This window comes from Acinetobacter sp. LipI_23 (assembly GCF_058243045.1).
In genome coordinates, this window is the sequence record NZ_JBZAYJ010000001.1 from 833,778 (window position 1) to 857,583 (window position 23,806).

The 23,806-nt window shown below is 40.8% G+C and carries 38 protein-coding genes and 1 pseudogene; 26 read left to right on the top strand and 13 right to left on the bottom strand.

Features of this window, described 5'->3' with window-relative positions:
• Positions 1 to 331: 331 nt before the first annotated feature.
• The 10 genes and pseudogenes from AC4CVD_RS04040 to AC4CVD_RS04085 all read right to left on the bottom strand — a co-directional run bounded on the left by AC4CVD_RS04040 (position 332) and on the right by AC4CVD_RS04085 (position 4,795).
• Positions 332 to 535: a helix-turn-helix transcriptional regulator gene (locus AC4CVD_RS04040; RefSeq protein WP_119064304.1), complete on the bottom strand. Its 204-nt coding sequence runs from the start codon at positions 533 to 535 to the stop codon at positions 332 to 334.
• Positions 532 to 921: a hypothetical protein gene (locus tag AC4CVD_RS04045; RefSeq protein ID WP_490752086.1), complete on the bottom strand. Its 390-nt coding sequence runs from the start codon at positions 919 to 921 to the stop codon at positions 532 to 534. The genes AC4CVD_RS04040 and AC4CVD_RS04045 overlap by 4 nt, the downstream gene beginning before the upstream one ends.
• Entirely contained in the window at positions 914 to 1,408 is a 495-nt protein-coding gene (locus AC4CVD_RS04050) for a hypothetical protein (RefSeq protein WP_490752088.1), read from the bottom strand. Before AC4CVD_RS04050 ends, AC4CVD_RS04045 begins: the two co-directional genes overlap by 8 nt.
• Positions 1,408 to 1,716, bottom strand: a complete 309-nt coding sequence (locus AC4CVD_RS04055) for a hypothetical protein (RefSeq protein ID WP_490752090.1) — start codon at positions 1,714 to 1,716, stop codon at positions 1,408 to 1,410. The genes AC4CVD_RS04050 and AC4CVD_RS04055 overlap by 1 nt, the downstream gene beginning before the upstream one ends.
• Positions 1,713 to 2,060, bottom strand: a complete 348-nt coding sequence (locus tag AC4CVD_RS04060) for a hypothetical protein (protein ID WP_490752092.1) — start codon at positions 2,058 to 2,060, stop codon at positions 1,713 to 1,715. The genes AC4CVD_RS04055 and AC4CVD_RS04060 overlap by 4 nt, the downstream gene beginning before the upstream one ends.
• A gap of 109 nt (positions 2,061 to 2,169) precedes the next feature.
• Entirely contained in the window at positions 2,170 to 2,319 is a 150-nt protein-coding gene (locus tag AC4CVD_RS04065; protein WP_490752094.1) for a hypothetical protein, read from the bottom strand.
• A 120-nt stretch (positions 2,320 to 2,439) separates the two neighbouring features.
• Positions 2,440 to 3,123 carry a hypothetical protein gene (locus tag AC4CVD_RS04070; RefSeq protein WP_490752096.1) on the bottom strand — a complete coding sequence of 228 codons (684 nt, stop codon included), beginning with the start codon at positions 3,121 to 3,123 and terminating at the stop codon, positions 2,440 to 2,442.
• Positions 3,124 to 3,146: 23 nt separating this feature from the next.
• On the bottom strand, positions 3,147 to 3,419 hold the full coding sequence (locus AC4CVD_RS04075; protein ID WP_490752098.1) for a hypothetical protein: 273 nt from the start codon (positions 3,417 to 3,419) through the stop codon (positions 3,147 to 3,149).
• A 223-nt stretch (positions 3,420 to 3,642) separates the two neighbouring features.
• A pseudogene (locus AC4CVD_RS04080) lies at positions 3,643 to 4,152 on the bottom strand (DUF2303 family protein); the annotation flags it as partial.
• 271 nt (positions 4,153 to 4,423) lie between these two features.
• On the bottom strand, positions 4,424 to 4,795 hold the full coding sequence (locus AC4CVD_RS04085; protein WP_178904635.1) for a YfdP family phage-associated protein: 372 nt from the start codon (positions 4,793 to 4,795) through the stop codon (positions 4,424 to 4,426).
• A gap of 156 nt (positions 4,796 to 4,951) precedes the next feature.
• Between AC4CVD_RS04085 and AC4CVD_RS04090 the strand changes: the two genes are divergently transcribed.
• The gene (locus AC4CVD_RS04090) at positions 4,952 to 5,275 is read left to right on the top strand and encodes a hypothetical protein (RefSeq protein WP_317455338.1); all 324 of its coding nucleotides are present in this window, start codon (positions 4,952 to 4,954) and stop codon (positions 5,273 to 5,275) included.
• 147 nt (positions 5,276 to 5,422) lie between these two features.
• On the opposite strand, the gene AC4CVD_RS04095 is transcribed toward AC4CVD_RS04090, so the two are convergent.
• The 3 genes from AC4CVD_RS04095 to AC4CVD_RS04105 all read right to left on the bottom strand — a co-directional run bounded on the left by AC4CVD_RS04095 (position 5,423) and on the right by AC4CVD_RS04105 (position 7,009).
• A complete protein-coding gene (locus tag AC4CVD_RS04095) occupies positions 5,423 to 5,971 on the bottom strand; it encodes a PH domain-containing protein (protein ID WP_297424345.1) in 549 nt (182 codons plus the stop codon).
• 94 nt (positions 5,972 to 6,065) lie between these two features.
• Positions 6,066 to 6,248 (bottom strand): hypothetical protein, encoded by a 183-nt coding sequence (locus AC4CVD_RS04100; RefSeq protein WP_279734069.1) that lies wholly within the window; start codon positions 6,246 to 6,248, stop codon positions 6,066 to 6,068.
• A gap of 68 nt (positions 6,249 to 6,316) precedes the next feature.
• Complete coding sequence (locus AC4CVD_RS04105) at positions 6,317 to 7,009, bottom strand: LexA family protein (RefSeq protein ID WP_490752101.1); 693 nt, start codon at positions 7,007 to 7,009, stop codon at positions 6,317 to 6,319.
• A 113-nt stretch (positions 7,010 to 7,122) separates the two neighbouring features.
• Here AC4CVD_RS04105 and AC4CVD_RS04110 point away from each other — a divergent pair, with 113 nt between their 5' ends.
• The 25 genes from AC4CVD_RS04110 (at position 7,123) to AC4CVD_RS04230 (ending at position 23,803) form a co-directional block, all read left to right on the top strand.
• Positions 7,123 to 7,317, top strand: a complete 195-nt coding sequence (locus AC4CVD_RS04110) for a helix-turn-helix domain-containing protein (RefSeq protein ID WP_063454636.1) — start codon at positions 7,123 to 7,125, stop codon at positions 7,315 to 7,317.
• Positions 7,318 to 7,375: 58 nt separating this feature from the next.
• Entirely contained in the window at positions 7,376 to 7,867 is a 492-nt protein-coding gene (locus AC4CVD_RS04115; protein ID WP_063454637.1) for a phage regulatory CII family protein, read from the top strand.
• 45 nt (positions 7,868 to 7,912) lie between these two features.
• Positions 7,913 to 8,644 (top strand): phage antirepressor KilAC domain-containing protein, encoded by a 732-nt coding sequence (locus AC4CVD_RS04120; protein ID WP_224466545.1) that lies wholly within the window; start codon positions 7,913 to 7,915, stop codon positions 8,642 to 8,644.
• On the top strand, positions 8,641 to 9,483 hold the full coding sequence (locus AC4CVD_RS04125) for a phage replication initiator YdaU family protein (protein WP_201951271.1): 843 nt from the start codon (positions 8,641 to 8,643) through the stop codon (positions 9,481 to 9,483). The genes AC4CVD_RS04120 and AC4CVD_RS04125 overlap by 4 nt, the downstream gene beginning before the upstream one ends.
• A complete protein-coding gene (locus AC4CVD_RS04130) occupies positions 9,480 to 10,088 on the top strand; it encodes a restriction endonuclease (protein WP_490752105.1) in 609 nt (202 codons plus the stop codon). The genes AC4CVD_RS04125 and AC4CVD_RS04130 overlap by 4 nt, the downstream gene beginning before the upstream one ends.
• Entirely contained in the window at positions 10,085 to 10,348 is a 264-nt protein-coding gene (locus tag AC4CVD_RS04135) for a hypothetical protein (RefSeq protein ID WP_078388967.1), read from the top strand. The genes AC4CVD_RS04130 and AC4CVD_RS04135 overlap by 4 nt, the downstream gene beginning before the upstream one ends.
• Positions 10,345 to 10,707, top strand: coding sequence for a hypothetical protein (locus AC4CVD_RS04140; RefSeq protein WP_490752107.1), 363 nt, complete (start codon positions 10,345 to 10,347; stop codon positions 10,705 to 10,707). The genes AC4CVD_RS04135 and AC4CVD_RS04140 overlap by 4 nt, the downstream gene beginning before the upstream one ends.
• Positions 10,700 to 11,134 carry a hypothetical protein gene (locus tag AC4CVD_RS04145; RefSeq protein ID WP_119064341.1) on the top strand — a complete coding sequence of 145 codons (435 nt, stop codon included), beginning with the start codon at positions 10,700 to 10,702 and terminating at the stop codon, positions 11,132 to 11,134. The genes AC4CVD_RS04140 and AC4CVD_RS04145 overlap by 8 nt, the downstream gene beginning before the upstream one ends.
• Before the next feature lie 88 nt (positions 11,135 to 11,222).
• Positions 11,223 to 11,642, top strand: coding sequence for a Mor transcription activator family protein (locus AC4CVD_RS04150; protein WP_490752109.1), 420 nt, complete (start codon positions 11,223 to 11,225; stop codon positions 11,640 to 11,642).
• A gap of 60 nt (positions 11,643 to 11,702) precedes the next feature.
• Complete coding sequence (locus AC4CVD_RS04155) at positions 11,703 to 12,071, top strand: hypothetical protein (RefSeq protein WP_279734059.1); 369 nt, start codon at positions 11,703 to 11,705, stop codon at positions 12,069 to 12,071.
• Positions 12,071 to 12,688, top strand: coding sequence for a lysozyme (locus tag AC4CVD_RS04160; RefSeq protein WP_490752112.1), 618 nt, complete (start codon positions 12,071 to 12,073; stop codon positions 12,686 to 12,688). Before AC4CVD_RS04155 ends, AC4CVD_RS04160 begins: the two co-directional genes overlap by 1 nt.
• 6 nt (positions 12,689 to 12,694) lie before the next feature.
• A complete protein-coding gene (locus AC4CVD_RS04165; RefSeq protein WP_490752114.1) occupies positions 12,695 to 13,288 on the top strand; it encodes a hypothetical protein in 594 nt (197 codons plus the stop codon).
• Between the two features lie 62 nt (positions 13,289 to 13,350).
• Complete coding sequence (locus AC4CVD_RS04170) at positions 13,351 to 13,854, top strand: terminase small subunit (protein ID WP_279698867.1); 504 nt, start codon at positions 13,351 to 13,353, stop codon at positions 13,852 to 13,854.
• Positions 13,847 to 15,847: a phage terminase large subunit family protein gene (locus tag AC4CVD_RS04175; protein WP_490752116.1), complete on the top strand. Its 2,001-nt coding sequence runs from the start codon at positions 13,847 to 13,849 to the stop codon at positions 15,845 to 15,847. Before AC4CVD_RS04170 ends, AC4CVD_RS04175 begins: the two co-directional genes overlap by 8 nt.
• A gap of 76 nt (positions 15,848 to 15,923) precedes the next feature.
• Positions 15,924 to 16,169 (top strand): hypothetical protein, encoded by a 246-nt coding sequence (locus AC4CVD_RS04180; protein ID WP_131230003.1) that lies wholly within the window; start codon positions 15,924 to 15,926, stop codon positions 16,167 to 16,169.
• Between the two features lie 2 nt (positions 16,170 to 16,171).
• On the top strand, positions 16,172 to 17,011 hold the full coding sequence (locus AC4CVD_RS04185) for a hypothetical protein (protein ID WP_490752118.1): 840 nt from the start codon (positions 16,172 to 16,174) through the stop codon (positions 17,009 to 17,011).
• On the top strand, positions 17,004 to 17,333 hold the full coding sequence (locus tag AC4CVD_RS04190) for a hypothetical protein (protein ID WP_490752120.1): 330 nt from the start codon (positions 17,004 to 17,006) through the stop codon (positions 17,331 to 17,333). The genes AC4CVD_RS04185 and AC4CVD_RS04190 overlap by 8 nt, the downstream gene beginning before the upstream one ends.
• Before the next feature lie 111 nt (positions 17,334 to 17,444).
• Entirely contained in the window at positions 17,445 to 17,990 is a 546-nt protein-coding gene (locus AC4CVD_RS04195; protein ID WP_348958063.1) for a hypothetical protein, read from the top strand.
• A 3-nt stretch (positions 17,991 to 17,993) separates the two neighbouring features.
• Positions 17,994 to 19,553: a phage portal protein gene (locus tag AC4CVD_RS04200; RefSeq protein WP_490752122.1), complete on the top strand. Its 1,560-nt coding sequence runs from the start codon at positions 17,994 to 17,996 to the stop codon at positions 19,551 to 19,553.
• Entirely contained in the window at positions 19,554 to 21,533 is a 1,980-nt protein-coding gene (locus tag AC4CVD_RS04205) for a phage major capsid protein (RefSeq protein ID WP_490752124.1), read from the top strand. It begins immediately after the preceding gene.
• A gap of 45 nt (positions 21,534 to 21,578) precedes the next feature.
• Entirely contained in the window at positions 21,579 to 21,887 is a 309-nt protein-coding gene (locus AC4CVD_RS04210) for a hypothetical protein (RefSeq protein WP_279698862.1), read from the top strand.
• The gene (locus AC4CVD_RS04215; RefSeq protein ID WP_119064369.1) at positions 21,887 to 22,216 is read left to right on the top strand and encodes a head-tail joining protein; all 330 of its coding nucleotides are present in this window, start codon (positions 21,887 to 21,889) and stop codon (positions 22,214 to 22,216) included. The genes AC4CVD_RS04210 and AC4CVD_RS04215 overlap by 1 nt, the downstream gene beginning before the upstream one ends.
• Positions 22,213 to 22,722 (top strand): phage tail protein, encoded by a 510-nt coding sequence (locus AC4CVD_RS04220; protein ID WP_119064371.1) that lies wholly within the window; start codon positions 22,213 to 22,215, stop codon positions 22,720 to 22,722. The genes AC4CVD_RS04215 and AC4CVD_RS04220 overlap by 4 nt, the downstream gene beginning before the upstream one ends.
• On the top strand, positions 22,707 to 23,282 hold the full coding sequence (locus AC4CVD_RS04225; RefSeq protein ID WP_490752127.1) for a hypothetical protein: 576 nt from the start codon (positions 22,707 to 22,709) through the stop codon (positions 23,280 to 23,282). Before AC4CVD_RS04220 ends, AC4CVD_RS04225 begins: the two co-directional genes overlap by 16 nt.
• Positions 23,279 to 23,803 carry a phage baseplate assembly protein V gene (locus AC4CVD_RS04230; protein WP_490752128.1) on the top strand — a complete coding sequence of 175 codons (525 nt, stop codon included), beginning with the start codon at positions 23,279 to 23,281 and terminating at the stop codon, positions 23,801 to 23,803. Before AC4CVD_RS04225 ends, AC4CVD_RS04230 begins: the two co-directional genes overlap by 4 nt.
• The last annotated feature ends 3 nt before the right edge of the window (positions 23,804 to 23,806 follow it).

Consider the following 23,806-nt stretch of genomic DNA (forward strand, 5'->3'; position numbering starts at 1 on the left):
ACCTGATTTGAAAACCCAGATGTAGGTGTCGCCGCGAGCAAGTTTGATCACGCTGAATTTTTTGCATTAACTTGAGCGGCTGTTGAATCAGCGCCCAAGATTGAAGGAGATTATTAGTATCTGGGCGCGATGAATTGAATTTTTAGTGTTTATGATTAGGCTTAGAGAGATTGAAAACAAATATAAAATGGTGCGCTCTGCGGGACTCGAATGATATGGTTAAGAATCTAATAATTAATAATTAATATTTTTAATTGGTTGTATATACCGTAAAAAATACCGTAAAAAATAAACGTACTCATTATTCCGTATAACCTTAAAAAGCCTCTTATTAGGAGGCCTTGGCTTTGTGTTGCAAAATCCATTCATCAAGTTCAGATTCTTTCCATCGAGCTATTTTGCGCTTTCCAGTACCCAGTAATATTGGTTGAGGGAATTCACACTGCTCGATCCATTTATAAATGGTTGACTTGCCAATTTGAAGTTTTGCTATAACTTGATCAATTGGCAATAATTTTGTTGACTGATCGCTCATGACACCTCTCCCAAAGACTTCACCACACCAATCGGCAACCCAAACACATCACGGAAAGCCTTATCAAATTCACCGCTTTGGATGAATTGATCGATGTTGTTTGCAGGCTTTTGATGCTCTGCGATATAACTACTCAGCACGTGGTAATACAAATCAGCATTGCAATTAATCTCAAGAATCACGCCAGTACCATTATTTACGCGCTGTCTTAAAGTTGCTTCTAGCTTACGAACAAAGCCGCTGTGTAGGTGATGCGACTCGCTTGTAATGTTGTATAAAGAACCTGTCTGACCTGCATCTAACACCAAATTAAAAGGCTTCTCTTTGTACAACTCGTCAATGATGTACGTTGCTACTGCAATATTTGTTTGTTGAATTTCAGTCATTGGCCTCATCCTCATTGATCAAGCTTTTATATTGCGAAGCAGTTAGTTCCTTGTGTGGCAGAGCAATGTTCACAGTCGAGTCAATGTAATAAGCATTACCTCTTTTCGTGTAAGAGATACTTGGTCGGCATTTTTCATTGTTAAATAAAATCGCCTTTAGACCGTTGTAATTCACACCTTCCAAGCCTTCCATAAATTCAGAATAGAATTTCTTATTACTTTTGCGCGGACGTATCTCCCAACCTGTTTTATATTTCTCACTTGAAACCTTGAACTCTTTTTCTGTGTCCAAGTGAAGCGGATATTTTTCAAACCAAAAACAACTAAACTCAATACCGCGATCCAGCGAGTTAAAGACATAAGGCGTGTCAGCACCATATTTTTTCTGCAATGCGTGTAACTTTGAATCAAAGGTATTAATTGGCTCTAAGGCTTTATCAAGTTTGGCCACAGATTCTGCATCGGTTATTTCAAAATACATCTGCATTATTTCTGCCCCTGTGCTTCGATCATGGCTTGCTTCACATAAGCGTCATACAAGCTATACGGTAGAAAGGCATCACCTTCATGCTCTTTCACAACTGCCATAACCATTGTTTTAGTTGGCTTAATTGGCATAAGAACAAACCCTTCAGGTACCGCTTGGGCTTTGGCTGACAACCACATTTGCCACATCCAGTTTGTTTGCTCGTTATTGTAAAAGCTGCCTAGGTTTGACATAACCATGTTGCCTTTGTAGCAAAGTAGTCTGCATTCTTTCTCAAACGCTTCTCTTTCTTTCTGCAAATCCATCACGCATTCGCTCCAGTTAGTTTTTCGATTTTTTCAGCAAGAAGGTTTGCGTCTACAACAATGTAGTCTTCACGATCATGTCTTGCTTTAAACGACCATACAGCTACCCATGATTGCAATTCATTGCCAATATCTTTTACCTCTGGCACCGCTTGGGCTTTGGCTGCTTGCCATGTGCACCAGCTTGAATTAATTTCATTCAGGGCTTCGCTATATTCTTCATCCCATTCAATTAGCTCATAAACATTTTCCAATTCGCTATATTGAATATTCGGCAAATATTTGAAATCCACACCTTGTGAAAGCAGGTGTTTTTCATGAGCAATTTTTTCTTTCTGAATATCCATCACACTCTCCTGAGCAAACATCTGCGCAAAATCCTGATTTTTGGTTTAAATTGCGCAAATAATTGCTCGAAATATTTATTTATCGCGTTTTAAGTATTGCGAATACCTATCACGCCACCTCAATCTTCTTATTCAGCGCTTCAATAAATTGCTTGCCGATAAGTAACCAGTGATTTAGAAAATCCCACCAAAGCAACTGACATGCTTTATTCATTTTTCCGTTCTGCCATAGCACGATTTGTCTGCGCTCTTTCGGCATTTTGGGATTTATACAAGTGATAGAACCATCAGCATTTGTCTTTTAGGTAAAACCAACAACAGATAAAAACATCGTGAATTGGTCCATGTGTCGTTTAGGGACTTTTTTCATTTTAGTGACTCACTCATCCTCATCTTCTTCGGATGGGTCATATCCCTTGAGCTCTTTGCATAAGGAATCGCAATCTTCTTTTAAAGTGTCTCTTTCTGATTCAAGTACGCCGTCTTTGTAGTTTCGAATGAACCAAAAATTATGACCTTCATCAAAAGCTTTAACGGTGCAACTTAATTTAAATTGAGCAATCCATGCGTCCAGAGCAACGATAGGTGAGTTCCAAGCGGTATCAAAAGTCACTTGGGCATCTGCCACATTCACATCGTATGCATTCCACTTCGTTCCCCAGTTTGGGATCGCCCATTGGTACCAAGTTTTAGCGCCGTGGTTATCTACGTTCGAAATGATCTGTTGCCCGAGCTTTAATAGGTTTTCAGGGGTTTCGGATTTGTCATTAATTAGACGTTGAGCGGTTGCTAGATCACGTATAACTACATCTTCTTTTGAAGAGAAAAAACCATCTTCGAAGTATTTCTCAATTTGATTAGCTGTAATCTCTGACTTAAAGCCTTCAGACAAAGCATATGCGAGTGCAGCATCAGTACGAGATCCTGATTCAACATTTAGAGCTTCAGGCATTGGAATGACTTTATTGAAGTCAAATTCACATGCATCTGTACGCATGAAATCAAGTGCATCTTTTGCATTTGCAGAAGTGATCTCAATCTTATTAGTCACATGGTTTGGCATTGTTATATTCCTATGTTTGAAAATTAGTTTAGAGACGCAAACTGCAATTGGTGTTTAACAGCCATGGCTTTTTGATGTTCAACATCATCGGCACAGCCTTTCAAAATAACTAAACAAATACTGAAAATACTGATCATCAGCAGGGTGCTTGCTGCAAAGTTCTTTACGAACTCGATAACTGGTTTATGTTGTGGCTTGGTTTCTTCCAAGGTCGGTTCTTGGTAGAGGATTGCAGAAGTTTGGCTTTTGGTTGCGCCAAATTCAGGTAATTTGCTATGCGATGCGCGTTGATTCATAATTAGCCCCGTAAGCGTGCAAGTGTTTACAAAGAACCCTGATCGCCGTGCAAAGTAATCAGGGCTTTTTAATGTCTGTTATTTAGCTAACAGAGCCTTCCAAAATTGTTACGTGTGAATGAACACCTAATTGAGCTGTTTCAGTGCCATCACCGTTATCAATCACTTTGCCTTCACGAATATAAGTAACTGTGTCTTCCATAGACTTTTCGATAGCTTTTTCTAGCTGATCAAGGTCATACCACATGCGCAAATTGCCATCTTTAATGCGGTAGCGGAAACGAGCAGGTAGGGCATAGTGACTGCCGCCACGGTGAACCTAAATACCAAATACAATTTGCTCTGGAATATTCAATTTGCCTTCACGACCTGCGCTGGCATCAATGTTTTCGTTATAAGTGATAGATACTTGACCATTGTCAGTACGAACACCTGATTTAAAGTCGACACTGGTTTTTGCAGACAAGGTGCTGACAATTTCATAGAGTTCTGCAGCTGCTGGTTGATTGATGTATGGCATTACATCTTCTAAGAACAGTGCAAAGTCAGACTGAGACATTGATTCACCCGATTTATCACGGATTTTTTTGAACTCAGGTGTTTGTTCGACATTGAAGATGGCTTTATGAGAGCAAAGACGTTGCTTTGCATTAGAACCATATTCATCAACAGGTGTTGCTTCGTGGTAATCAAGAACAGCTTGGATTTTCCCGCCAAGGACATTAACGAAAATGACTGAATTTTTATCAGCGAACGATTTACGTAACCAATGAAGTCTTTAGCTGTATGCAAGCTTACCGTTTGCTGAAGCTGTAAAGGGCGATCAAGGGTTTCAGGGAAGGTGTGAACTTTACCTTCGCCTGGCACCACAACAAACGGAAGATTCGTATTTGCATATTGTTGTGAAAGCTGACCTGCACGATAAGCATCTAAATCGTTGTTTTGATTTGTTTCGTTATTCATAAAGCACCTGTTTATAGTGAGGTTGATGGGTTAAGGAAAAATTAATTAAGTGGTTTAATTTGTGGTTTTGAATCGGCAGGAATGCCTTTCAGATCAATTGGGCCACTTGACTGAACTTGCTCAAGTTTTAATTTTTGTTGGCGTGGATCTTCACGAACAAGTTGCTGTTCGCCATCTGTAAACAATAGCGTTGCCTCTTTTTCAAACTTAGGAAGCGTCGACTTGATGTCGTCTGTGATTTTGTATGTGCCAGCGCCATTAGGCTTGATAGTCAAGGTCACACTTACTTTGCTGACCTTGCCTGTGTCTTGTGATGCTTGAAGCGCTTCTGTAAGCAATTGGTCAAGTTCTTGAAGCGAATAACCATGTTGCAAATTGCTAAGGGTTTGGCAAAAGGAGGTTTGTTTTGTCATTTTGGTTTACTCACATTGGGTTGGTGTGTGAATAAATTATGCATATCTGCATTATTTAATGCAATATAAAATTATGCAAATGTGCATTATTTTTTTAATTATGATTTAATTAGCAAAAGAAAACCCACCGCTGGGGTGGGTTGGATGGAGTTTGTTATGGATTTTGAAAATTTAGCTAGTGTGCTTCCAACAGATGTGCCACCAGAATTAAAGGCATGGCGACATGAAGTGATGTGTAAATTGATTGATGCTGGTGTAACCAATCCTGACGAGATCAAGCAATCCGTTGATGCTCTTTATGAACTGGTAACTAGTCAATCAAATTTGCAAAATTTGAAACATCCTTGTTTGGATACTGAAACATTACAGGTTCGCTTGGAAGGTATATTACATGGTAAGACTTTTCTTGATCGTTTAACCAACTTTGTATATTTGCTAGAAGATGAGAAGCGTGCTCAAGCTCGAATAGAAAAACGCTAGTTGATAACACCTCGTAACCTTTGGAAGACTCGACTCCTGCAAGCTCATTAAAACGATTTAAGTTAAAATTGTGATTTTTTAAAATTAGCAAAGCTTTCATTCTTTTCTCCACCCGATCAGGTCTTAATGGCTGCGTCGGGTTCACAATTAATTTAAAATTTTTGCTTTTTGTGTAGCTAATTCTTCATCGGTCAAAATACCTGCCTCTTTTAGTTTTAATAGGCGTTCCAAATGTTGAATTTTATCTTCCATACTTAGCTCAACATTTTCTGATGATTTTTGAGTATTTGTAGTCTCTGGTTTTTTATTAAAGTTTTCTATTTTAGCTCGAGCAATTTCACCAAATATTCTAGTCAAATTTTTATCTGTATCTTTAATTACAGCTTTATTACCAGAAGCAAAGATAGTAATTTTTCCTAATAATAATCCTGTCTCATACTGAACAGATGTTATTTTATCTAAAGGAAAGTCCTCTACTTTTAAACCAAATAACAATCCTTTATCTACAAATATTAATCGTTTATTCGTAACAAATAAGGCACCTAAACCATTGTTGTATGTCCCAGTAATCATACCCTCGACAATTTCGTCATCCCATAGGATAGATGGTAGTTCTTTGATTTCTTTTCTACCGAAGAGATTTTCCATACCACTAACATGTGATAATTGTTGTTTGATTTCTTCTAAATTTGGCATGCTTTGTCCTTTTAAAAATTATGGCTCTACGGAATATGATGCAGAATCGTTATATTTTCTACATGCTTATTAAAAAATGGGTTAGCTTCCGTTTTTAATCCTTTTTACTTAACTCAGCAAGTTCTTCCATACTTAAAACAGGTATGTATACAAGGTCTTTAAACTCCTCATATAACTCAACAACCTCATCTGAATTTAGAGTAATTCCTTGCTTACTCTCAGAGGCTTGTTTTAATTTTTCAATAATTTGATTGATAGGTAGTTTTGAGTTATCCATTTTGTTTCCTTGCTGCTTAAATTACTCGGCACGCCAAATTTGACTCCGCATATAGCGGCTTTTATTTTTTAAATCTTTCGATACAAACCAACAACCTTGCCAACCAATCTACAATCTTCGCTAAGTTTAATAATCTGCTCTGGCCAGTTGGGATTTAACGGCTGTAAGTACTTGTTATCACCTTCAATAATTAATTTTTTAAAGGTAGCTTCAGTTTCTCCATAGCACGCAATAATGACTAAATCGCCAGTTTGTAAATCAAAAGTTTGCACCTCAGGATTTACATAAATACGGTCATCTGGAAGAAAGAAGGGTGACATTGACATTCCAGTAACTTTTAAGCCGTAACCACTTTTTCCACAATCTTTATTTGGTGGAAGCCATTCATCAATTTCAGTGTCTTTTAAAACGGTCTCAATTGAAGAAAGTGAGCCTGCCGCAACCCATGAAATAACTGGAATAGGGCGACCTTCTAATGGGATTTTTTGCGATAGATCAACATTGTTATCAAATCCTGTGGAGCTACCTAATTGACGAAAATCTTTTTCAAATAGGTCGCTTACAGAAACTCCTGCCCACTCAGCAAATGGTTCAAGCGTAGACCTGCGCGGATCTTTTGTAGCCCCGCTTTGAATTCGGAAAAGCGTAGATTGTTTAATCCTTGGATTCTTTTGCTCAAGATCATTTGGATTTGTTCTGTGCTTATCAAGGAAGTAATCGATATTGGATCTTATATAGCTCATAGCAATGTCAACCATCATTTAACACCTATTTTATGCGGAAAAGCATAATTAAAAAGAAATAACTCACTTATGCATTGACAGTTATGCAAACATGCATAAAATAATGAAAATGAAGTTACAGGTAATTAGTAATGACTCTTAAAGAGAAAATTCAGTTTCTACACGCGCACGGCTACACACAGCAAAAAATCAGTGATGAAACTGGAATCAATCAAAGTTCAGTTTCACGAATTTTAAAAGACACCCAGCAAAGTGTGCAGTACGAAAAAGGCAAGGCTCTCGACTTGGTGATTGAGAAACTTTCTGCACAGCCATTAGCACAATAACCTCATTTTCACGAATTCCACCAAATAGGTAAACGTGAATAAATTCAAGGATTCACATATGGACATTAGTAAAGAAACAAAAACAGCGCTGCATAAGATGGTCCATCAATCTACAGGTGTAAGCCCTAAAGATGTCGCAGATGTATTGGGTGTATCGCATAAAACTGTTTTGAATTATGCAAACCCAAATATGGAAACGCATTTGCCAAGCCTGAAAGCTTTTGAAGCAATGCTGACCTACACAGAAAATCCAGCAGTTTTAAAAGTTTGGGCACACAAAATCGGTTTGATGTTGGTTCCTGTAGAAAATACTGATGGTAAAGAGCACCACTTAAGCGTTTTGGAGTCTTTGCTAGGTATGAATGTTGGAAATGGTGCAGCAAACAAACAAGTTTTGAATGCATTGGAAGACGGTGTTGTGACTCCCGCGGAGATGGATGAGACGGATCACATCCTAGAAGAAATGGAACTCAAGATTCAATCACTACGCAAAGCCATGAAAGGCGAGTGCGCTAAGTATTTATCAGCTTTGCAAATAGAAAAAGCCTGATCTTGGGGATCAGGCTTTTGTATTCAATTCAGAGGGTAAATCTTTATGAATATGCCAATAAGTATACCACAAGCAATTACAGGTTCAATCAATCACATTGAAATTGCTCAGATTGTTCATACAGAACCGCGCAATGTGAAGCTTTCTATTGAGCGTTTAGCTAATAAGGACGTAATTCAACTACCGCCAATGGCGAAAGTTGAAAACAAACAGTCACTTAGCCCTAATCGCTTCTCTGATGCATACGTTTTTAGCGGTGAGCAAGGGAAATTAGACAGCATTACCGTGGTTGCACAGCTTTGCCCTCAATTCACGGCGCTCCTGGTAAAGCGTTGGTATGAGTTGGAAAGCCAAGCTGCAAAGCCTGTCGAACTCAGTCGAATGGATCTAATCCAATTGGCATTAGCTGCTGAACAAGAAAACCAAGCGCTTAAGGACCATGTCGCCGTGTTAGAGCCCAAGGCACAGGTGATGGATGTGATTGCAGACACGGTAAACACGTATTCAATCCGTGATTCAGCAAAGACCATCGGCATTCAAGAATCAAAGCTCATTGACTTCATGTTGAAGAAGCGCTGGGTATTTAGAGAAAACAGCCGTCACCGACGGTTATGTGCATATGCACAACGAGTAGAGCAAAAGGTAATGGTAAACAAGGTTTCACAGGTGATTGCATGTGTAGAGGGTGACAAGGTTTACACCCAAGCACGCATTACAGCCTTTGGATTAACAAGATTAACGGCACTCGTTGCTGCTGCGGGGTTATTAAACAAATGAGTCAATTCACTCCTAACAGCTTTCAGGTGCCTAACGCCTTTGTAGACGACGTTCTTTGTCAAATTGGGGATGTTGCAGCAAAGCTGTATTTGATCATCTGTCGTAAGACACGTGGCTGGTACAAAGAGCATGATTCGATTTCTCTAAGCCAGTTCCAAAAGATGACAGGCAAGAGCCGTCCTACAGTCACAAAAGCAATTGCTGAACTCATTCAAGTAGGTTTGGTAATTGAGTGCGGATCAACCATTCATGGCAATACTTTTAAGTTGAATGACGAATGCGTTGTTGGTTGGAAAATGTCTTTCCCTAGTAAAAATTCTTTACTACCTGAAAGCACTAGTAAAAAATCTTTACTAGTAAAGAAATTTAACTACGCTAGTAAAGAATCTTTACCACCGCTAGTAAAAATTCTTTACACACAAAAGACACTATCAAAAGACACTCTACAAAATAAAAAAATAAATAAAAAAAGTAAGAGTGTTCCTGAACAACCTAAGGCTGAAAAACCAAAAGCGGAAAAGCAAAATCAATTCGATCCAAAAGCGGTTGAGTTACCAGCGAATGTAAATCGTGATTTGTGGATTCAGTTTGTGGACATGCGCAACAGCATCAAAAAACCTCTGACTGAAAACGCCGTGAAGTTGCTGATCAACAAATTAATTGGTTTTGGTGTAGGGGCAAATCAATCCTTGGAGTCTTCGATCATCGGTAGCTACCAAAGCGTATACCCACCGAAGAATACACCCGCACCAGTTCAACAACCTTTGGAGCGCCGTCGTTTTGGCAACCAAGCAAATCAACCAGCGCCAATGCGTGATGTTCAAGGAGAGTGCGCATGAGCAATATCCAATTATTTGAGCAAGCATTTGCGATTGATTTCCCAGTTGAAGTAGCGGACATGGTTCTTCAGCGCATGAGTGATCTTTACGGATCAGCATTCACGAAAAACTTTGAAGTTTATGCGGATGAAGAACTTCGCCAATTGGCATGCACAGTCCTAAATGGGCTAACCCCAGCAGATATCGCACGTGGTTTAACTCGTATGAACTCTGAGGAGTGGTGCCCGAAGAATTTACCGACATTCCGCAGCTGGTGTGAACAGGGCGGTGATTGGTGGACTGCTGATATGGCGTGGGCAAAGGCCATGCAGTTTGAATCAGATCCACAAACGAAGATCACAACGCTGACCAAGCGTGTACTTGATGAAGTTCGCCATGTACTGACAGCAGAAGGGCAAAAATCGGCTCATTTCGCTTTCAAAGATATTTATATGGATTACCTACGCCGCGCTAAGGCTAGTGGCAAGCCGCAAGAAATGTGGGTGAAGCCTAAGGCTCCAAAGCAGCTCGACAATCATGAGCGAAACCGTACTGGTGTTCCTTGCCCACCTGAGCTGGCAGCAAGAATAGGGAAGACGTTTAATCGTGTTGGGGGTGAAGCGTGAATCAAGCATTTTCAAAGCTCAATAGCGCCGCCGTGCTAGAGCGTGGAATCGATGTTCTTTTAGTTGTTAAAAACACATCAGTAGCAACAGCATCAGAAATACAGCTACAGGTAATGCCGCAGGTGACGAAACGTGCTGTACAGCGCTATTTAAAAAATTTGGTTCAGATGGGGCTTCTGTATGCAAAACACAGTGAAGGCCTAGAAAATCGATATTACCTGAGTGGTAAAGCTAAACAGTTATTTGAGGTGAAGGGATGAATAAAGGCGATCGCGTAAAAGTAGATTTCGTAAGTGAATCAGCAACAATTTATTCAGGCAAACGCTTCACTGGGTACGGTGTATTGGATCGTGTTGAAGATGGTCGGGTATTTGGGCGTTTAGATGATGGAACGCCTTTTAGTTGCTTTACTGCAGATGTGGAGATTATCCCACTAGTGGATCGCACTGAAGAATTTGAAGCATTTTTTACAGCACAACCATTCTTTAAAAACTTGAGATTTATACACGGCGATAAGCTTTTTGATTTTGACAAAGGCATCGGGTACCGCAATTTAACCGTTCAAGTTGGCTATGTGTGTTTTTGCAAAGGTGATGGGGAGTTTGTATTGAATGACTAAGTATCTCATTGGCATCGATACAGGTGTGAACACAGGCTACGCCGTGGCAGAAGACAAAGGCAATGGTGGTGAACTATTTGAAGTTAGATCCTTAACGATTACTCAGGCCATGAGTCGCACGCTTGAGTTTGTTGTGCACTATGGAAAAGAAAACGTCTGTTTATTCATTGAAGATGCTCGGCAGCGCACCTGGTTCACTGGTGGTCGTGAGAAAGCACAAGGTGTTGGATCGGTAAAGCGTGATGCGCAGATTTGGGAAGATTGGTGTAAGGAGCAAGGGTTGAATTACTTAATGATTCATCCAGCAGCCAATGCAACCAAAACAAAGGCCGATGTATTTAAAAAGCGCACCGGTTGGATTGAACGTACGAATGAGCATGCGCGTGATGCAGCTATGTTGGTTTTTAAAAGATTTGCGAAGTTTTGAGGGGAATAGGGATTAATGCAGCGCTAAAACACACGTGATGCAGAAATGTTGGTATTTCACCGTATAGCTAGACACCAAAAGGACTGATATGGAACGCATTAATGATTTAAATGGGGATTTAAGAAGTATTGCTGAGGTCATTGGTCGACAAAATGCGCTTTATCTTGTCAGTCAATGCCCGCGATATAAAACAGAAAAACGTGCAGGACAGGGGCAATTATTTCTTTATGTGCCAACACTGAAAAGGCTCGAAATGAATCATTTCCTTGTAAAAACTCTTGGCTACCTAGATGCGGAAAAACTCTCAAAAGAATTTGGCGGGGAGTTGCTTGTATTAGCTCAATGCAAACAGCTCATTCTGAAAGCACGAGATAATGGTATTCGTCAAATGATTAAAAGCGGTTTGGGTATTCAAGAGCTTGCAAATATTTTTAATGTGACTGAACGAATTGTATCAAGAATCTATGAAGCGGAATTAAACACTCAGCAGATGACTTTTAAATTGTGAATAATGAAAAATAATTTGCACTCTTAAACAATAAAGAAAATTAAAAAGGTGTTTGGAAAAATGGGTGGAAATGAATGGTGGGTCGCTGTGTTGAAGTTGTTGAGCGATTTTCAGTATTGGATTGCAGGTTTGATGGGGGCGGTTGTGGCAACTCGATATAACAAAGAGCAGCTTAAAACACCCAAAGACTACGCCGTGTTTTTACTGTCGGGTGCATTTACGGCACATTACCTCACTTTACTCATTATGCATTACACGGCGCTTGCACCGAGTCATGCGGGTGGTATTGGTTTTTTGACTGGAGCGCTTGGTGGGTTGGTCTTACAAGAGTTCTTCGCTTGGATTAAATCGGGTGCATATAAGCAGGTCGGATTTACATCATTTTTCATAGAAATGATGAAAAACTGGTTTAAGCGGGGTGGTAAGTGATGAGTATTGATCAATCGAGTCAAGTTGCACAGGCATATTCATGGTTACGATCAATGTCAGGCGGAAAGCTTGAGCAGTCACAAGTGATTGCTGGCGATGAAATTATTGCATGCCATGGCTTAACAACATTCGCAACGCTGATCGGGTTTTCATTAACCAATATTGTAAGTGGTCATTTTGATATTTCAGGTTATGGCTATTCCATCATCCGTGAAAGTGAAGGCTTTCGGAACCAAGCTTATAAAGATACTGGCGGTGTTTGGACGATTGGCTATGGAACGATCAAGTATCCAAATGGTGTAACCGTCAAACAAGGTGATACCTGCACCCAAGGCCAAGCAAACTTATGGCTGATGAACGATTGCAAATGGGTGGATGCATGCCTTGATAAATACATCAAAGTAAAACTCAATCAAAACCAATTCGATGCATTGGCTTCATTCGTTTACAACGTTGGCGAGACAGCATTTGTGAAAAGCACCATGCTGACGCTAATCAACCAATCAAAGTTTGGATTAGCTGCCAATCAGTTCGACCGTTGGATCTATGACAATGGCAAAGTCATTAACGGGCTAGTGAACCGCCGTGCTAAAGAAAAACTCCTATTTTTGAAGTAGGTCGATATGAACATCAAACTCATTGTTGCTCTTGGCTTCTTACTGACCAGTATTTTCATTGGTTGGTGCTGTTATGACTATGGATATAACAGTGCTCAATCAGAACAAATACAGACTTATGAGACGCAGCTCGAAGACCTTAAAACACAGGCTGATAATGCGTTAAATCGTGAGCGTAATAGTTACAAAAAACAAGAGCAACTTGAGACTAAGTACCTTGAAAAGATTAAGGAATTACAGCACAATGAAACAACTCTTATTGATGAGTATCGCGCTAACAATCTCAGCTTGCGCGACTCACTCAAAGCCAAGAAATGTCCCGATGTGTCCATCGTTGCCGACAGCACCGTCAGTCATCATGCAGCCACAACAGGCGGACTTCACGACACAGATGTCGAATTTCTTATTCGGTATGCCGCAAGAGCAGACGCCGTAGCAGAGCAACTCAAGAGTGCTCAAGCGCTGATCCAGCAGGACAGAGCCTTATGCAACGGTCAGACCGAAACAACTGATTCCAAAGAAAAAATAGTTTCCCAAGGTACTTCCAGAGGGGCACCCCAAGCGGGGGCAAAGACCTCGCAGGTTTTCATATCTGTGTGAATTTCAAAATCGCAACATACTACTACTTCTTAAATATAAATAGGTTTGGATGATGTCTTGTCATGACGAATGCTGTAAAGGGTCAAAACGTAAGTAGAGCAGGGCTTGCAGAGGTTTTTGGGGTTGCTTTAACAACCGTTGATTCGTGGGTAAAAAAAGGCTGCCCAGTAGTAGTGCGTGGTCATGGAAAGGGGCAAGAATGGAAGTTTAATACAGCCCAAATTTCATCATGGCTCCAAGACGAAGCAGTTGATCGAGCAACAGGTGGCATTCCAGATGACCTCGAAGAATTAAAATTGCGTGAGCAAAAAGCAAAAACAGAACTTACTGAATTAGAGTTGGCCACAAAAAAAGGTGAGGTTGCATTAATTGCAGAGTTTGAGCGTGCTCAAGCAATGGTATTTGCTGCTATACGTGCAAATATTATGAATGTGCCGCAGCGTGCCGTTTTACAGCTACTTGGTGAAACTGATGAAAGAGCTTTTAAAGAGAAATTAAAAGCTGAATTGGTCTTGGCGCTTGAAACTTCAGCGGAAGAGGAGCTGGAGGAGGAAGAGATTGAGTGATTTATCTATATTCAGTAATCACGGATCTGTTTTAGATGCTGTAAAACGCTCTATGCATCATCTGGTACCGCCACCAGATATTTTGCCAAGCAAGTGGGCAGAAAAAAATATTAAAATCCCTGTGGGTAATGCGATACCGGGTCCTATTAATTTTGATAACGCACCTTATCAAAGAGGGATGATTGACGCCATTAAAGAATATGGTGTTCGTCGTATTACCTACATGACAGGCGCACAGCTTGGTAAAACTACCATTCAGCAGTGCGCAACCGGTTATTTCATTGCTCATGAGCCTAAATCACAAATATTCGTACAGCCAACACAAGGCGATGTGCAAACTTTTCTAGAAACTAAGCTTCGTCCAATGATTGAAGCGAACAAATCTATTTCTCAAAAGATGGCCAAGCCTCGTAGCCGTGATGGTGTGAATAACAGTCGCATGATTTCTTATGTTGGCGGGTGGTTGATGTTTTCATGGGCAGGTTCTCCAAAGACATTGCGCTCACGTTCTGCACCAATTACGCATGCCGATGAAATTGACGGCATGGAGGCAACGGCAGAAGGTGATCCAATTGAATTACTTGCTCAGCGTTCAGCAACATTTGGCGACCAAGCATTAAGAACTGAATCAAGCACACCAACCATTGCAGGTGCAAGCCGTGTTGAAAATGCATTTAAGCAAGGCGATATGCGCCGTTACTATGTGCCATGCCCACATTGCAATGAAGCGCAATTTTTAAGGTGGGAAAATGTGACTTGGCAAGGCCGTAAATCTACTAACATTCAAGATGCAAAAGAAGATCTAGACCAAGAGCATGATGTGGAAACTGCAGGTTATCGCTGCGAATGCTGTGGTGACATTTGGTCTGATGGTGAGCGCATTGCATCGATTCGCAATGCTGAAAAACTTGGTCATGGTTGGAAAGCCGAAAAGCCTTTTAAGGGGCATATTAGCTTTCACGCACCAGAGATGCTTTCTACATTCCGTAAGATGCGTGACATCGTGCAATCCTATTTGGATAAATTGACACTTGATGATTTACAGGTATTTGTAAATGTGTCACTGGGTGAAACTTATGAAGAAAATGGAGATAAGGCAGATCCTGAAATACTTCAATTGCGTGCTGAGGAATATGTCGCACGTGTGCCGAACGCAGGTGTCTATCTAACTTGTGGTATCGACATGCAGATGGATCGTTTAGAACTTGAGATTGTCGCTTGGGGAGTCGGTGAGGAAAGTTGGTCTATTGATTACCGTGTACTTTGGGGTGATCCGCTGGGTGATGAAATCTGGGAAGAATTAGACGACATTCTTGAAGCTACGTATTTGCATGAATCGGGTGCACAACTGAGTGTTTCGGCTGCATGTTTAGATACGGGTGGTACCGCTGGCTATACACAAAGGGCTTATGAATATGTAAAGAGCCGTAGAAACAGAAAAGTCTTTGCGATTAAAGGGCGTGCAGGTTGGGGGATGCCGATTGTGCAAAGCCCTCAGCGTAAACAGTCAGGTAAAGATAAACGAAAAATTGATTTATTTATTGTCGGGGTCGACGAAGCAAAACTGACAGTCATGCGCCGTTTAGATTTGGAAAAGAAAGGACCAGGATATTGTCACTTTCCACATGACCGAGAAATGGAGTGGTACCGACAATTAACAGCTGAAAAATTGATTATTCGTTATGTGAAAGGACAGCCAATACGTGAATGGCATAAGCCAGATCGAGCACGAAATGAAGCACTGGATTGTCGTGTATATGCTTTGGCTGCTTTAAAAATTATGCAGCCGAATTTAAAGCGTGTAGCTGAGCGTGTATCAATAGATGTGTCAAATCAACCTGTGATTGAAAATAAAGAGAATACCGAATCTAAGCCTAAAACTGTTGTTAAACGTAAGGTTGTTAAAAAGCCACAAGCAAAAATAGTCATGCCAGCTATCAAGAGTGCTGTGGTTAAGAAAAAACGAATATTTGGAAATAAGAAGCCGTCCTAAATACCAACAACAAAACTGAATAATGATTTCAAAGTTAGCTTTGACTACATTCAAATTTTATATTTGAGTAAATAAAATGGTTACTGAAATCTCTCCAGCTGAGCTAGTTACTCTTAAAAATGGTCAAATTTACAAAATAAAAGGCTTGTCATCTCTATATACATATCAATCAACAGCAACAGCGAGTGCTGTGTATGGGAGTCACGATCAAGTCAACTGGGTCAAGATTGTAGATTTGGCTATTAATGATTCATCTGTATTACAGCAAAGCTGGCATTACATCAAGGTTGTTGGTGGTGATGTTTTATTAAGACGAGGTTAATTATGGCTATCGTCAATTCAAGAGCAGCTATTGAGCCTAAAACTGGTAAAGCTGCCATTTTTGTTAATGAAACCATACACTCACTAATTCGCAAACTATTCGCCAACAATGAACAAGGCTTTGCTTATGACCCGAATGATCTAACTACTATGTTTCAGGATGCAGCAGGGACTGTGCCGGTTACGGCTGTGGGGCAGCCTGTGGGTTTGATTTTGGATAAGTCAGGACGTAATAATCACGCCTACCAAACTGTATCAGCAGCGCGTCCTATTCTTCGTCAAAACGCTGTAACAGGTGCTAATTATTTAGAGTTTGATGGTGTTGATGACTTCTTGCAGACGAATAGCATTGATTTTACAGGCACAGATAAAGTGACTGTGATTGCTGCTGTGCGAAAGTTGAATGAACTTGCAAAAGTTGTGCTTGAACTGGGCACAACTTCCTCAAGTCCGGGAGGGTTTAGGCTGTATGGTGGTAGTATCAACGCAACAGGGCCATACTGGACTTTCGGCTCTACTGGTACTAACTATAATATTGCTGCTGAATCTTCAGCAAACTACCAATCACCGATTAGCAACGTGGTTCGAGGTGTTGCTGATAGAGCAGCCCCATTTGTAAAGCAATTTATTGACGGGGACTTAGAAGGTATGAACACTGCTAACCAAAGTGGGGGTACTTTCGGAAATCATCCACTCTATATCGGCAGACGCGCAGGAACTTCACTCCCTTTCAACGGACATATATACAGCTTAATTGGTATCGGACGTTTAACGACAGATAGTGAAACCATTGCACTAGAGAAAGCTATTGCTAAAAATACAGGGGTGACGTTAAGTGTTTAATTTAAGCGTTGTAAATATCATTCCTGATGCCCACAAAGACGCGATTAATCAGATTGCAGAACTGTACGGATGCGGGTCTAACAATCTCTCTGTAAAATTGCAAGGTGAAGATGGCATATATTGGGGTTGTAATTCATGGTGGAAGCCTGAAGATTATGCCGTATTCAGTGATGATGAATTGAGAGCACAGATTATCCCTGCTGAGTTATCACCTGCACTTGAGCATTTGTATGAACGATTGATGTTAGATGGAAATAGTCAAGAGAACTGGCAAGCCGCATTGAGTGAATTGGGGCTCTCGGAAGTTCAAGAAGAAGTTTAAATTTTTACAAGCATCCGAAAGGGTGCTTTTTTTGCAATTGTGAATAATGAAAAAAAACGCCTAAAAAATAATGATAAGACCAAGAAAACACGCATTTTTGGTTAAAAATACATGAGTGGTCAGCAATTTCCAAACCAAATCAAAGCAGGTACTACGTTTAAATTTAGTTTGAATTTGACCGCTTACCCTGCCTCCGATTGGACAATTCACGCCTATTTACGTGGTGCTCATGCAATTGATATGCAGGCAGAGCCACAGGGCAATATGCATATTTTCAATATTTCAGCTTTGGTTACTAAAGAATACAAAGCGGGGCATTACGGCTATTCACTTCGAGCAATTCATACTGAAACAGGTGAGGTGGACGAGCTTGAAGCTGGCGCTGTTGAGATTAAAGCAGACTTGGCAGCGATATCTACAAGCCAAGATTTAAGAAGTCATGCACGTAAAACATTAGATGCAATTGAGGCAACTATTGAAGGGCGTGCATCTCTTGACCAAGAACGATACAGAATTAACAACCGTGAATTATATCGAACACCACTAGAAACTTTAAAGAAACTACGTGATCAGTATCGAGCAGAAGTGAGCCGTGAAGAAGCAAAGCTATCCGGCAAAAGCATGTTCGGTAAAACATTACGTGTGCGTTTGGGGTAAGCCATGTTTGGATTAATAAAGAAAGAAGACCAAATCAGAACTCCACACGTTACAGAATTGAATGACGTAACTGTGAACAAGCCCAAAAAACTATATCGAAATATGGTTCGCTCTTTTAAAGCCGCTGTTTCAAGTCGCTTAAATAGCAAATGGCCATCTATGCCAATCAGTGCTGATGTTGTTGTTGAGCGAAATCAAAGAATTTTAGTGGCACGTAGTCGTGAGCAATGCTCAAACAATGACTATGCGAAAAACTATGTTCGCATGGTGCACCAAAATATTGTTGGCCCTACTGGTGTGACACTTCAAGCACAAGTTAAAAACTCCGCAGGTAAACTTGATGCACAAGCCAATGATGCGCTTGAGTTTGCTTGGTCTGAGTGGTCGAAAAAAGAAAACTGCGACATCCAATCAAAGAAAACATGGCGCTCTATTCAGCGTACTTGTGTGGTTTCGGCTGCCAAGGATGGTGAATTTTTTGCACGGATCGTTCGCGGTGGTGACGCTGGGCCGTGGGGGTTTTCGTTACAGCTGATTGATGCACAACGTTGTCCAATTGATTACAACGCTAAGTTGAAAAATGGCAGATTTATTCGCCAAGGCATTGAGTTTAATACTTATGGCAAGCCAATCGCATATTACTTTAATGCTACAGATGGTGATGATGTTTACTATCGAACAGCGACTAACAATTACACTCGTGTAGAAGCTTCTGATGTAATTCATGGATTTTTAGAAGACATGGTTGGGCAAAAGCGTGGCTTGCCTTGGACTTCTACAAGCTTATTCCGATTACATCAAATTTCAGAATTTGAAGACTCAGCTATTGTGAATGCACGTGTTTCCGCTAACAAAATGGGTTTTATTCAGTGGCGTGAGGGTTTCGGTCCTAAATTTGAAGAAGACGATGAGATTCAAATTGAATCGCAAGCGGGTGAATTTCCGATGCTACCCGAGGGGGCAGAGTTAAAAGAGTGGTCGCCAAATTATCCAACAGGTGAATTTCTACCATTTCACAAAGCAATGCTTAGATCGATGGCGGCAGGTATGGGGGTTTTATATAACAACCTTGCTTCAGATTTGGAAAACGTCAACTTCTCAAGTATTCGTCAGGGCACATTGGATGAGCGCGAACACTGGAAAGAACTACAACAATGGCTAATTGAAACACTGATTGAGCCTGTATTTTTTGAATGGCTCAAATATTCGCTATTGAAAGGCCATATTAAGAAAAAAAATGGTTCTTCATATCAGGCATTGGAGCTTGACCGATTAAGCAAGGTTTCTTGGCAAGCACGTCGTTGGACGTGGATCGATCCATCAAGCGAAGTAGCAGCCGCTGAAAAAGCAAAAAATAACATGCTGACTTCACCAGGCTCTGTAATTCGCGAACAAGGTAAAGATCCGCAAACCGTGTGGGCAGAATCCGCGCGTGATTTAAAAACAATGAAAGACGAATACATTAATCAAGGTTTTTCTGCTGAAACCGCAGAAGAAATGGTGCTTGCCAGCATGGGGCGCAAACAAACAGGGGCGGTAGGTCGTCCAAAGGAAGGTATGTAAATGAAAATTAACCGTATCAATTTAGCGATGGCTTTGGCTGGTACCTATTTTACACGTGATGCTTCAAACACTGTGTTGCCTGAATTTAACAAGGAGGCATTAACGCGTTCTTTTACTTTTGAGCGCGCTTCAATTGATGAAGAAAAGCGCACTGTAGAGCTTTCATTTTCAAGTGAAGTGGAGGTTCAGCGTTGGTTTGGTTTTGAGGTACTAGATCATAGTGCTGGCGCTATGCGTATGGACCGCATTATTGGTGGTTCTTTGTTGCTGAATCATGATTGGGATGATCAGGTAGGTGTTGTTGAATCTGTGCGCATTGATGCAGATCGTAAGGGTCGTGCGGTAGTTCGTTTTGGGCGCTCAGCACATGCAGAAGAGATTTTTCAAGATGTTAAAGATGGTATTCGTAAGCATGTATCTGTGGGTTATCGCGTACTCGGTGCCAAGTTAAAAGAAACACGTGATGATAATGATGTCTATCTCATTACAGATTGGGAGCCTTATGAGATTTCACTTGTATCTGTACCTGCGGATATCACAGTAGGGGTGGGGCGTTCTGCAATTGTGAATAATGAAAACACACCTGCGAATTTGCAAAATGAAAAAATAAACAATACTCAAATTCCTCATCAACAGAGAACACACATTATGAATTGGGAATATTTTACTGACGAAAAGGGCAACCAAGTACGTCAACAAGTAGACGCAGAAGGTAAGCGTTTTGGTGCAATCGAATTGGTTCGCGCTGTTGATGATACAGCAGAGCAAGGCGCGCAAGCAGAGCGCAAACGTGTAAGCGATATTATTGCTTTAGGTGAGCGTTTTGGTGCGGGTGACTTGGTTCGTCAATTTATTGATGAAAATAAAACAGCAACAGATTTGCAAGCTGCAATTTTAGAACGAACCCATAAAAAACAAAGCAAACCGTTACGCGAACAAACGCGTGATAGTAACCTTGGCTTGTCTGATTCGGAAGTTCAGCGTTTTAGCTTGGTCCGCGCAATTCGTGCATTACTTCCAAATGCAACACAAGCAGATAAAGAAGCAGCTGCTTTTGAAATGGAATGTAGCCGTGAAGCTGAAAAAGCGTATGGCCGTACTGCACAAGGTATTTTGGTGCCAAGTGATGTATTAAATCGTGCATTTGAAAAGGGCGGTACTTCAAGCTCTGGCGCAAGCATTGTTGCTGAAGACCATCGTGCAGACATGTTTATTGACATGCTTCGTAACCGTACATCAATCATGGGTCTTGGTTATGTGATGGGTGGTTTGGTAGGTGATGTTGATATTCCAAAACAAACCGCTGGCTCAACAGCATATTGGTTGGGTGAAGATGAAGAGGTTGGCGCTTCAAATCCTACCACTTCACAATTAAAAGCATCTCCTAAAACAGTTGGTGGCCGTGTTGAGATTACACGTAAGCTTTTACAGCAAAGCTCTCCAGCAGCAGAAGATTTGGTTTGGAATGATTTAAACCGGTCAATCGCATTGAAAATTGACCATGCTGCTTATTACGGTTCAGGGTCTGCAAATCAGCCACTAGGACTTAAAAACATTTCAGGCATTAACGCCGTGAATTTTGCTGCGGATAATCCTACTTTTGCTGAATTGGTGAAAATGGAGTCTGAAATTGCATCTGATAATGCAGAAGCAGACCGTATGGCATATGTGATTAACGCAGCAATGCGCGGTCATGCAAAAACAACAGCGCGTTTTGGATCTGGTACAGAAAGTACAATCTGGGAAGCAGGCAATACAATGAACGGCTACCGCACAGAAGTAACCAATCAAATTGCCAATGGTGATGTGTTCTTCGGTAACTTTGCCGACTTAATCATCGCACTTTGGGGTGGTCTTGATATTACTGTCGATCCGTATTCATCAAGTGCTAAAGGTGGCGTGCGCATTGTTGGCTTCCAAGACGTTGATTTCATTCTTCGCAATACTGCATCAATTTGCTATGGCAAGAAACCAGCTTAATGCTGGTTTCTAACCTGTCTTTAGACTTTATATAGGCATATAAAAATGGTTAAGAAACTAACTGTAGTTATCGCTTTAACTTCCGCTGTTGCAATTGATGGTGAAATTCGTGTTGCAGGCGCTGAAGTTGAAGTTGATCAAGATCTTGCAAAAGATTTATTGGCGCGTGGTCGTGGCGTATTGGTTGAAGCAACTGATTTCACCCAAGAGGGGGATGAAGAGATTGATTTGGCTAAAATGACAAAAGCTCAATTGGTTGAATTTGCACTGCATGAATATGAAATTGAACTTGATGCATCGCTTACCAAGGATGCGTTAATCGAAGCGATTCAAGCAGCTGCGGAAGACGAATAATGACTTCGCCGAGTTGGGAAAATTTAGACGTTTTCCTACAAACTGATGCGGTAGGTGGCTTTGCTATTACCGCAACGATTCAGTTTGCGGATGGGTCTGATGATAAGCCGGTAACAGGCATATTTGATGAGCCATATCTAAATGCTCAGCTTGGCGAATATGAAGTTGACGATGCTCAGCCACGCTTTACATGTAAATCAAGTGATGTGAAAGGTGTGGCGCGTGGTGATGACTTGTTACTTCCCGACGGTCGCAAATTTCACGTGATGACATATCCACAGCAAGACGGTACTGGAATGTCCATTCTTAAACTTGAAGTGAATGCATGATTTCTCTTGATATTAGTGCTCAAGGCATTGAATCAATTATTGCCGAGTTAGAGCCTACAGAAAAACAAGTTAATGCTGCATTAAGCCGTACTTTAAATAAGATGGCCAAGTGGATTCAAACGAGAACTGTAAAAGGTTTGAGTGCAGAGCTTCAAGTTATGCAGAAGGTTTTACGCAGAAGAATGCGTAAGACGACGATTCTAAAAACAAGTACAGGTTGGACAATCAATCTTTGGTATGGCTTAAACGAAATATCATTGATTCATTTAAATGCACGTGAAACTAAACGTGGCGTAACTGCTGGCAAACATAAGCGAGACGGTGCTTTTATTGCTAAAGGTCAAGTTTTTAAAAGACAAGGAAAAGGGCGTTTGCCACTTGAAAAGCAAACGTTAGAAATTAAAGAAAAAGCAGACTCGTATTTAGATGGACAGGCTTTTTCTAATGGGTACCAAGAGCAATTTTTTAAAGTTTTGGAGCATGAATTGAAATGGCAGATGCGATAGAAGGCACAGACATCGTTGCAATGCATGAGAACATTGTAAAAAAACTTTCAGATCAATTTAAAGATGATTTTAAGTTGATTGAATTTTATCGAAGTGAAAATGAACGCTCGCCATTAAAAAAAGAAAATTTACCAGCATTGTTGCTTGAGGTTCCTGACTTTGAATTGAATCTGGAAGAAGATGCAGGTACAGAGCAATTGCCTATGTTTGCTCGCATTGAAGCGCGCGTTGTTATTGATGCAATGGAAAAAGAACAAGACAATCCAACTTTTGCAAAATTAAAGGTAAGAGCACTTGCCTTAAAACTCGCTCAATACCTTTTTAAAAACAAACATTTTCATGAATTAAAAACAGGTCCATTAACTCTTTTAGATGTGACCGAAGATGCATTTTACCCAGGACTTGATCGGTTTGATGTTTGGCGTGTGGATTTTTCCATACCTATTCATATTGGTGAAAGTATTTGGAAATCTGGAGGTGTGACGCCTACAGCATGGTTTGGTTGGTCGCCTGAAATTGGTAGCGCTCATTCAAGTGCTTATCAGGAGATACTGCCATGAGTTATGCATTAGCACAGATGGATCGCATCCTTGCAAACCTTATAAAGATAGGTCGTGTAGATAGCGTTGATTTAGCCGCTGGTACTGCAACAGTAAATTTTGATGGTGAGTTGGTATCGGGTCTTGAGTGGGCTAAATCACGTGCTGGAGCAGATCGTTCATGGAATGGTGGTTATACCAAAGGCGAGCAAGTTTTGGTGTTATCTCCATCGGGTGATTTATCGCAAGGTGTTATTGCATTTGCGATATCTCAAGACGCCTTTCCGAATGCTGGTGATAGTGAAAACCCAAAGCATATTTATACAGATGGGACTGTGGTCGAATACAACAAGGCGAGTCATACATTAAATATCGATCTTTCCTCTTCGGGTGGCAAGGTTGTGATTAATGGCGAATTGGTTGTAAATGGTTTAGCCGAATTTAATGGTTCTGATGTAACACATAAAGGTAAAAGCATTGGTAAAGACCATTCACATAAAGGTGTTCAAACTGGCAGTGGTAATACTGGGGCGGTGAACTAATGG

Bases quoted from the DNA above. Each gene is read 5' to 3' on its own strand.
- AC4CVD_RS04040 (WP_119064304.1), bottom strand. From the start codon at position 535: ATGAGCGATCAGTCAACAAAATTATTGCCAATTGATCAAGTTATAGCA.
- AC4CVD_RS04045 (WP_490752086.1), bottom strand. From the start codon at position 921: ATGACTGAAATTCAACAAACAAATATTGCAGTAGCAACGTACATCATT.
- AC4CVD_RS04050 (WP_490752088.1), bottom strand. From the start codon at position 1,408: ATGCAGATGTATTTTGAAATAACCGATGCAGAATCTGTGGCCAAACTT.
- AC4CVD_RS04060 (WP_490752092.1), bottom strand. From the start codon at position 2,060: ATGGATATTCAGAAAGAAAAAATTGCTCATGAAAAACACCTGCTTTCA.
- AC4CVD_RS04065 (WP_490752094.1), bottom strand. From the start codon at position 2,319: ATGCCGAAAGAGCGCAGACAAATCGTGCTATGGCAGAACGGAAAAATG.
- AC4CVD_RS04070 (WP_490752096.1), bottom strand. From the start codon at position 3,123: ATGCCAAACCATGTGACTAATAAGATTGAGATCACTTCTGCAAATGCA.
- AC4CVD_RS04075 (WP_490752098.1), bottom strand. From the start codon at position 3,419: ATGAATCAACGCGCATCGCATAGCAAATTACCTGAATTTGGCGCAACC.
- AC4CVD_RS04085 (WP_178904635.1), bottom strand. From the start codon at position 4,795: ATGACAAAACAAACCTCCTTTTGCCAAACCCTTAGCAATTTGCAACAT.
- AC4CVD_RS04090 (WP_317455338.1), top strand. From the start codon at position 4,952: ATGGATTTTGAAAATTTAGCTAGTGTGCTTCCAACAGATGTGCCACCA.
- AC4CVD_RS04095 (WP_297424345.1), bottom strand. From the start codon at position 5,971: ATGCCAAATTTAGAAGAAATCAAACAACAATTATCACATGTTAGTGGT.
- AC4CVD_RS04100 (WP_279734069.1), bottom strand. From the start codon at position 6,248: ATGGATAACTCAAAACTACCTATCAATCAAATTATTGAAAAATTAAAA.
- AC4CVD_RS04105 (WP_490752101.1), bottom strand. From the start codon at position 7,009: ATGATGGTTGACATTGCTATGAGCTATATAAGATCCAATATCGATTAC.
- AC4CVD_RS04110 (WP_063454636.1), top strand. From the start codon at position 7,123: ATGACTCTTAAAGAGAAAATTCAGTTTCTACACGCGCACGGCTACACA.
- AC4CVD_RS04115 (WP_063454637.1), top strand. From the start codon at position 7,376: ATGGACATTAGTAAAGAAACAAAAACAGCGCTGCATAAGATGGTCCAT.
- AC4CVD_RS04120 (WP_224466545.1), top strand. From the start codon at position 7,913: ATGAATATGCCAATAAGTATACCACAAGCAATTACAGGTTCAATCAAT.
- AC4CVD_RS04125 (WP_201951271.1), top strand. From the start codon at position 8,641: ATGAGTCAATTCACTCCTAACAGCTTTCAGGTGCCTAACGCCTTTGTA.
- AC4CVD_RS04130 (WP_490752105.1), top strand. From the start codon at position 9,480: ATGAGCAATATCCAATTATTTGAGCAAGCATTTGCGATTGATTTCCCA.
- AC4CVD_RS04140 (WP_490752107.1), top strand. From the start codon at position 10,345: ATGAATAAAGGCGATCGCGTAAAAGTAGATTTCGTAAGTGAATCAGCA.
- AC4CVD_RS04145 (WP_119064341.1), top strand. From the start codon at position 10,700: ATGACTAAGTATCTCATTGGCATCGATACAGGTGTGAACACAGGCTAC.
- AC4CVD_RS04150 (WP_490752109.1), top strand. From the start codon at position 11,223: ATGGAACGCATTAATGATTTAAATGGGGATTTAAGAAGTATTGCTGAG.
- AC4CVD_RS04155 (WP_279734059.1), top strand. From the start codon at position 11,703: ATGGGTGGAAATGAATGGTGGGTCGCTGTGTTGAAGTTGTTGAGCGAT.
- AC4CVD_RS04160 (WP_490752112.1), top strand. From the start codon at position 12,071: ATGAGTATTGATCAATCGAGTCAAGTTGCACAGGCATATTCATGGTTA.
- AC4CVD_RS04165 (WP_490752114.1), top strand. From the start codon at position 12,695: ATGAACATCAAACTCATTGTTGCTCTTGGCTTCTTACTGACCAGTATT.
- AC4CVD_RS04170 (WP_279698867.1), top strand. From the start codon at position 13,351: ATGACGAATGCTGTAAAGGGTCAAAACGTAAGTAGAGCAGGGCTTGCA.
- AC4CVD_RS04180 (WP_131230003.1), top strand. From the start codon at position 15,924: ATGGTTACTGAAATCTCTCCAGCTGAGCTAGTTACTCTTAAAAATGGT.
- AC4CVD_RS04185 (WP_490752118.1), top strand. From the start codon at position 16,172: ATGGCTATCGTCAATTCAAGAGCAGCTATTGAGCCTAAAACTGGTAAA.
- AC4CVD_RS04195 (WP_348958063.1), top strand. From the start codon at position 17,445: ATGAGTGGTCAGCAATTTCCAAACCAAATCAAAGCAGGTACTACGTTT.
- AC4CVD_RS04200 (WP_490752122.1), top strand. From the start codon at position 17,994: ATGTTTGGATTAATAAAGAAAGAAGACCAAATCAGAACTCCACACGTT.
- AC4CVD_RS04205 (WP_490752124.1), top strand. From the start codon at position 19,554: ATGAAAATTAACCGTATCAATTTAGCGATGGCTTTGGCTGGTACCTAT.
- AC4CVD_RS04210 (WP_279698862.1), top strand. From the start codon at position 21,579: ATGGTTAAGAAACTAACTGTAGTTATCGCTTTAACTTCCGCTGTTGCA.
- AC4CVD_RS04215 (WP_119064369.1), top strand. From the start codon at position 21,887: ATGACTTCGCCGAGTTGGGAAAATTTAGACGTTTTCCTACAAACTGAT.
- AC4CVD_RS04220 (WP_119064371.1), top strand. From the start codon at position 22,213: ATGATTTCTCTTGATATTAGTGCTCAAGGCATTGAATCAATTATTGCC.
- AC4CVD_RS04225 (WP_490752127.1), top strand. From the start codon at position 22,707: ATGGCAGATGCGATAGAAGGCACAGACATCGTTGCAATGCATGAGAAC.
- AC4CVD_RS04230 (WP_490752128.1), top strand. From the start codon at position 23,279: ATGAGTTATGCATTAGCACAGATGGATCGCATCCTTGCAAACCTTATA.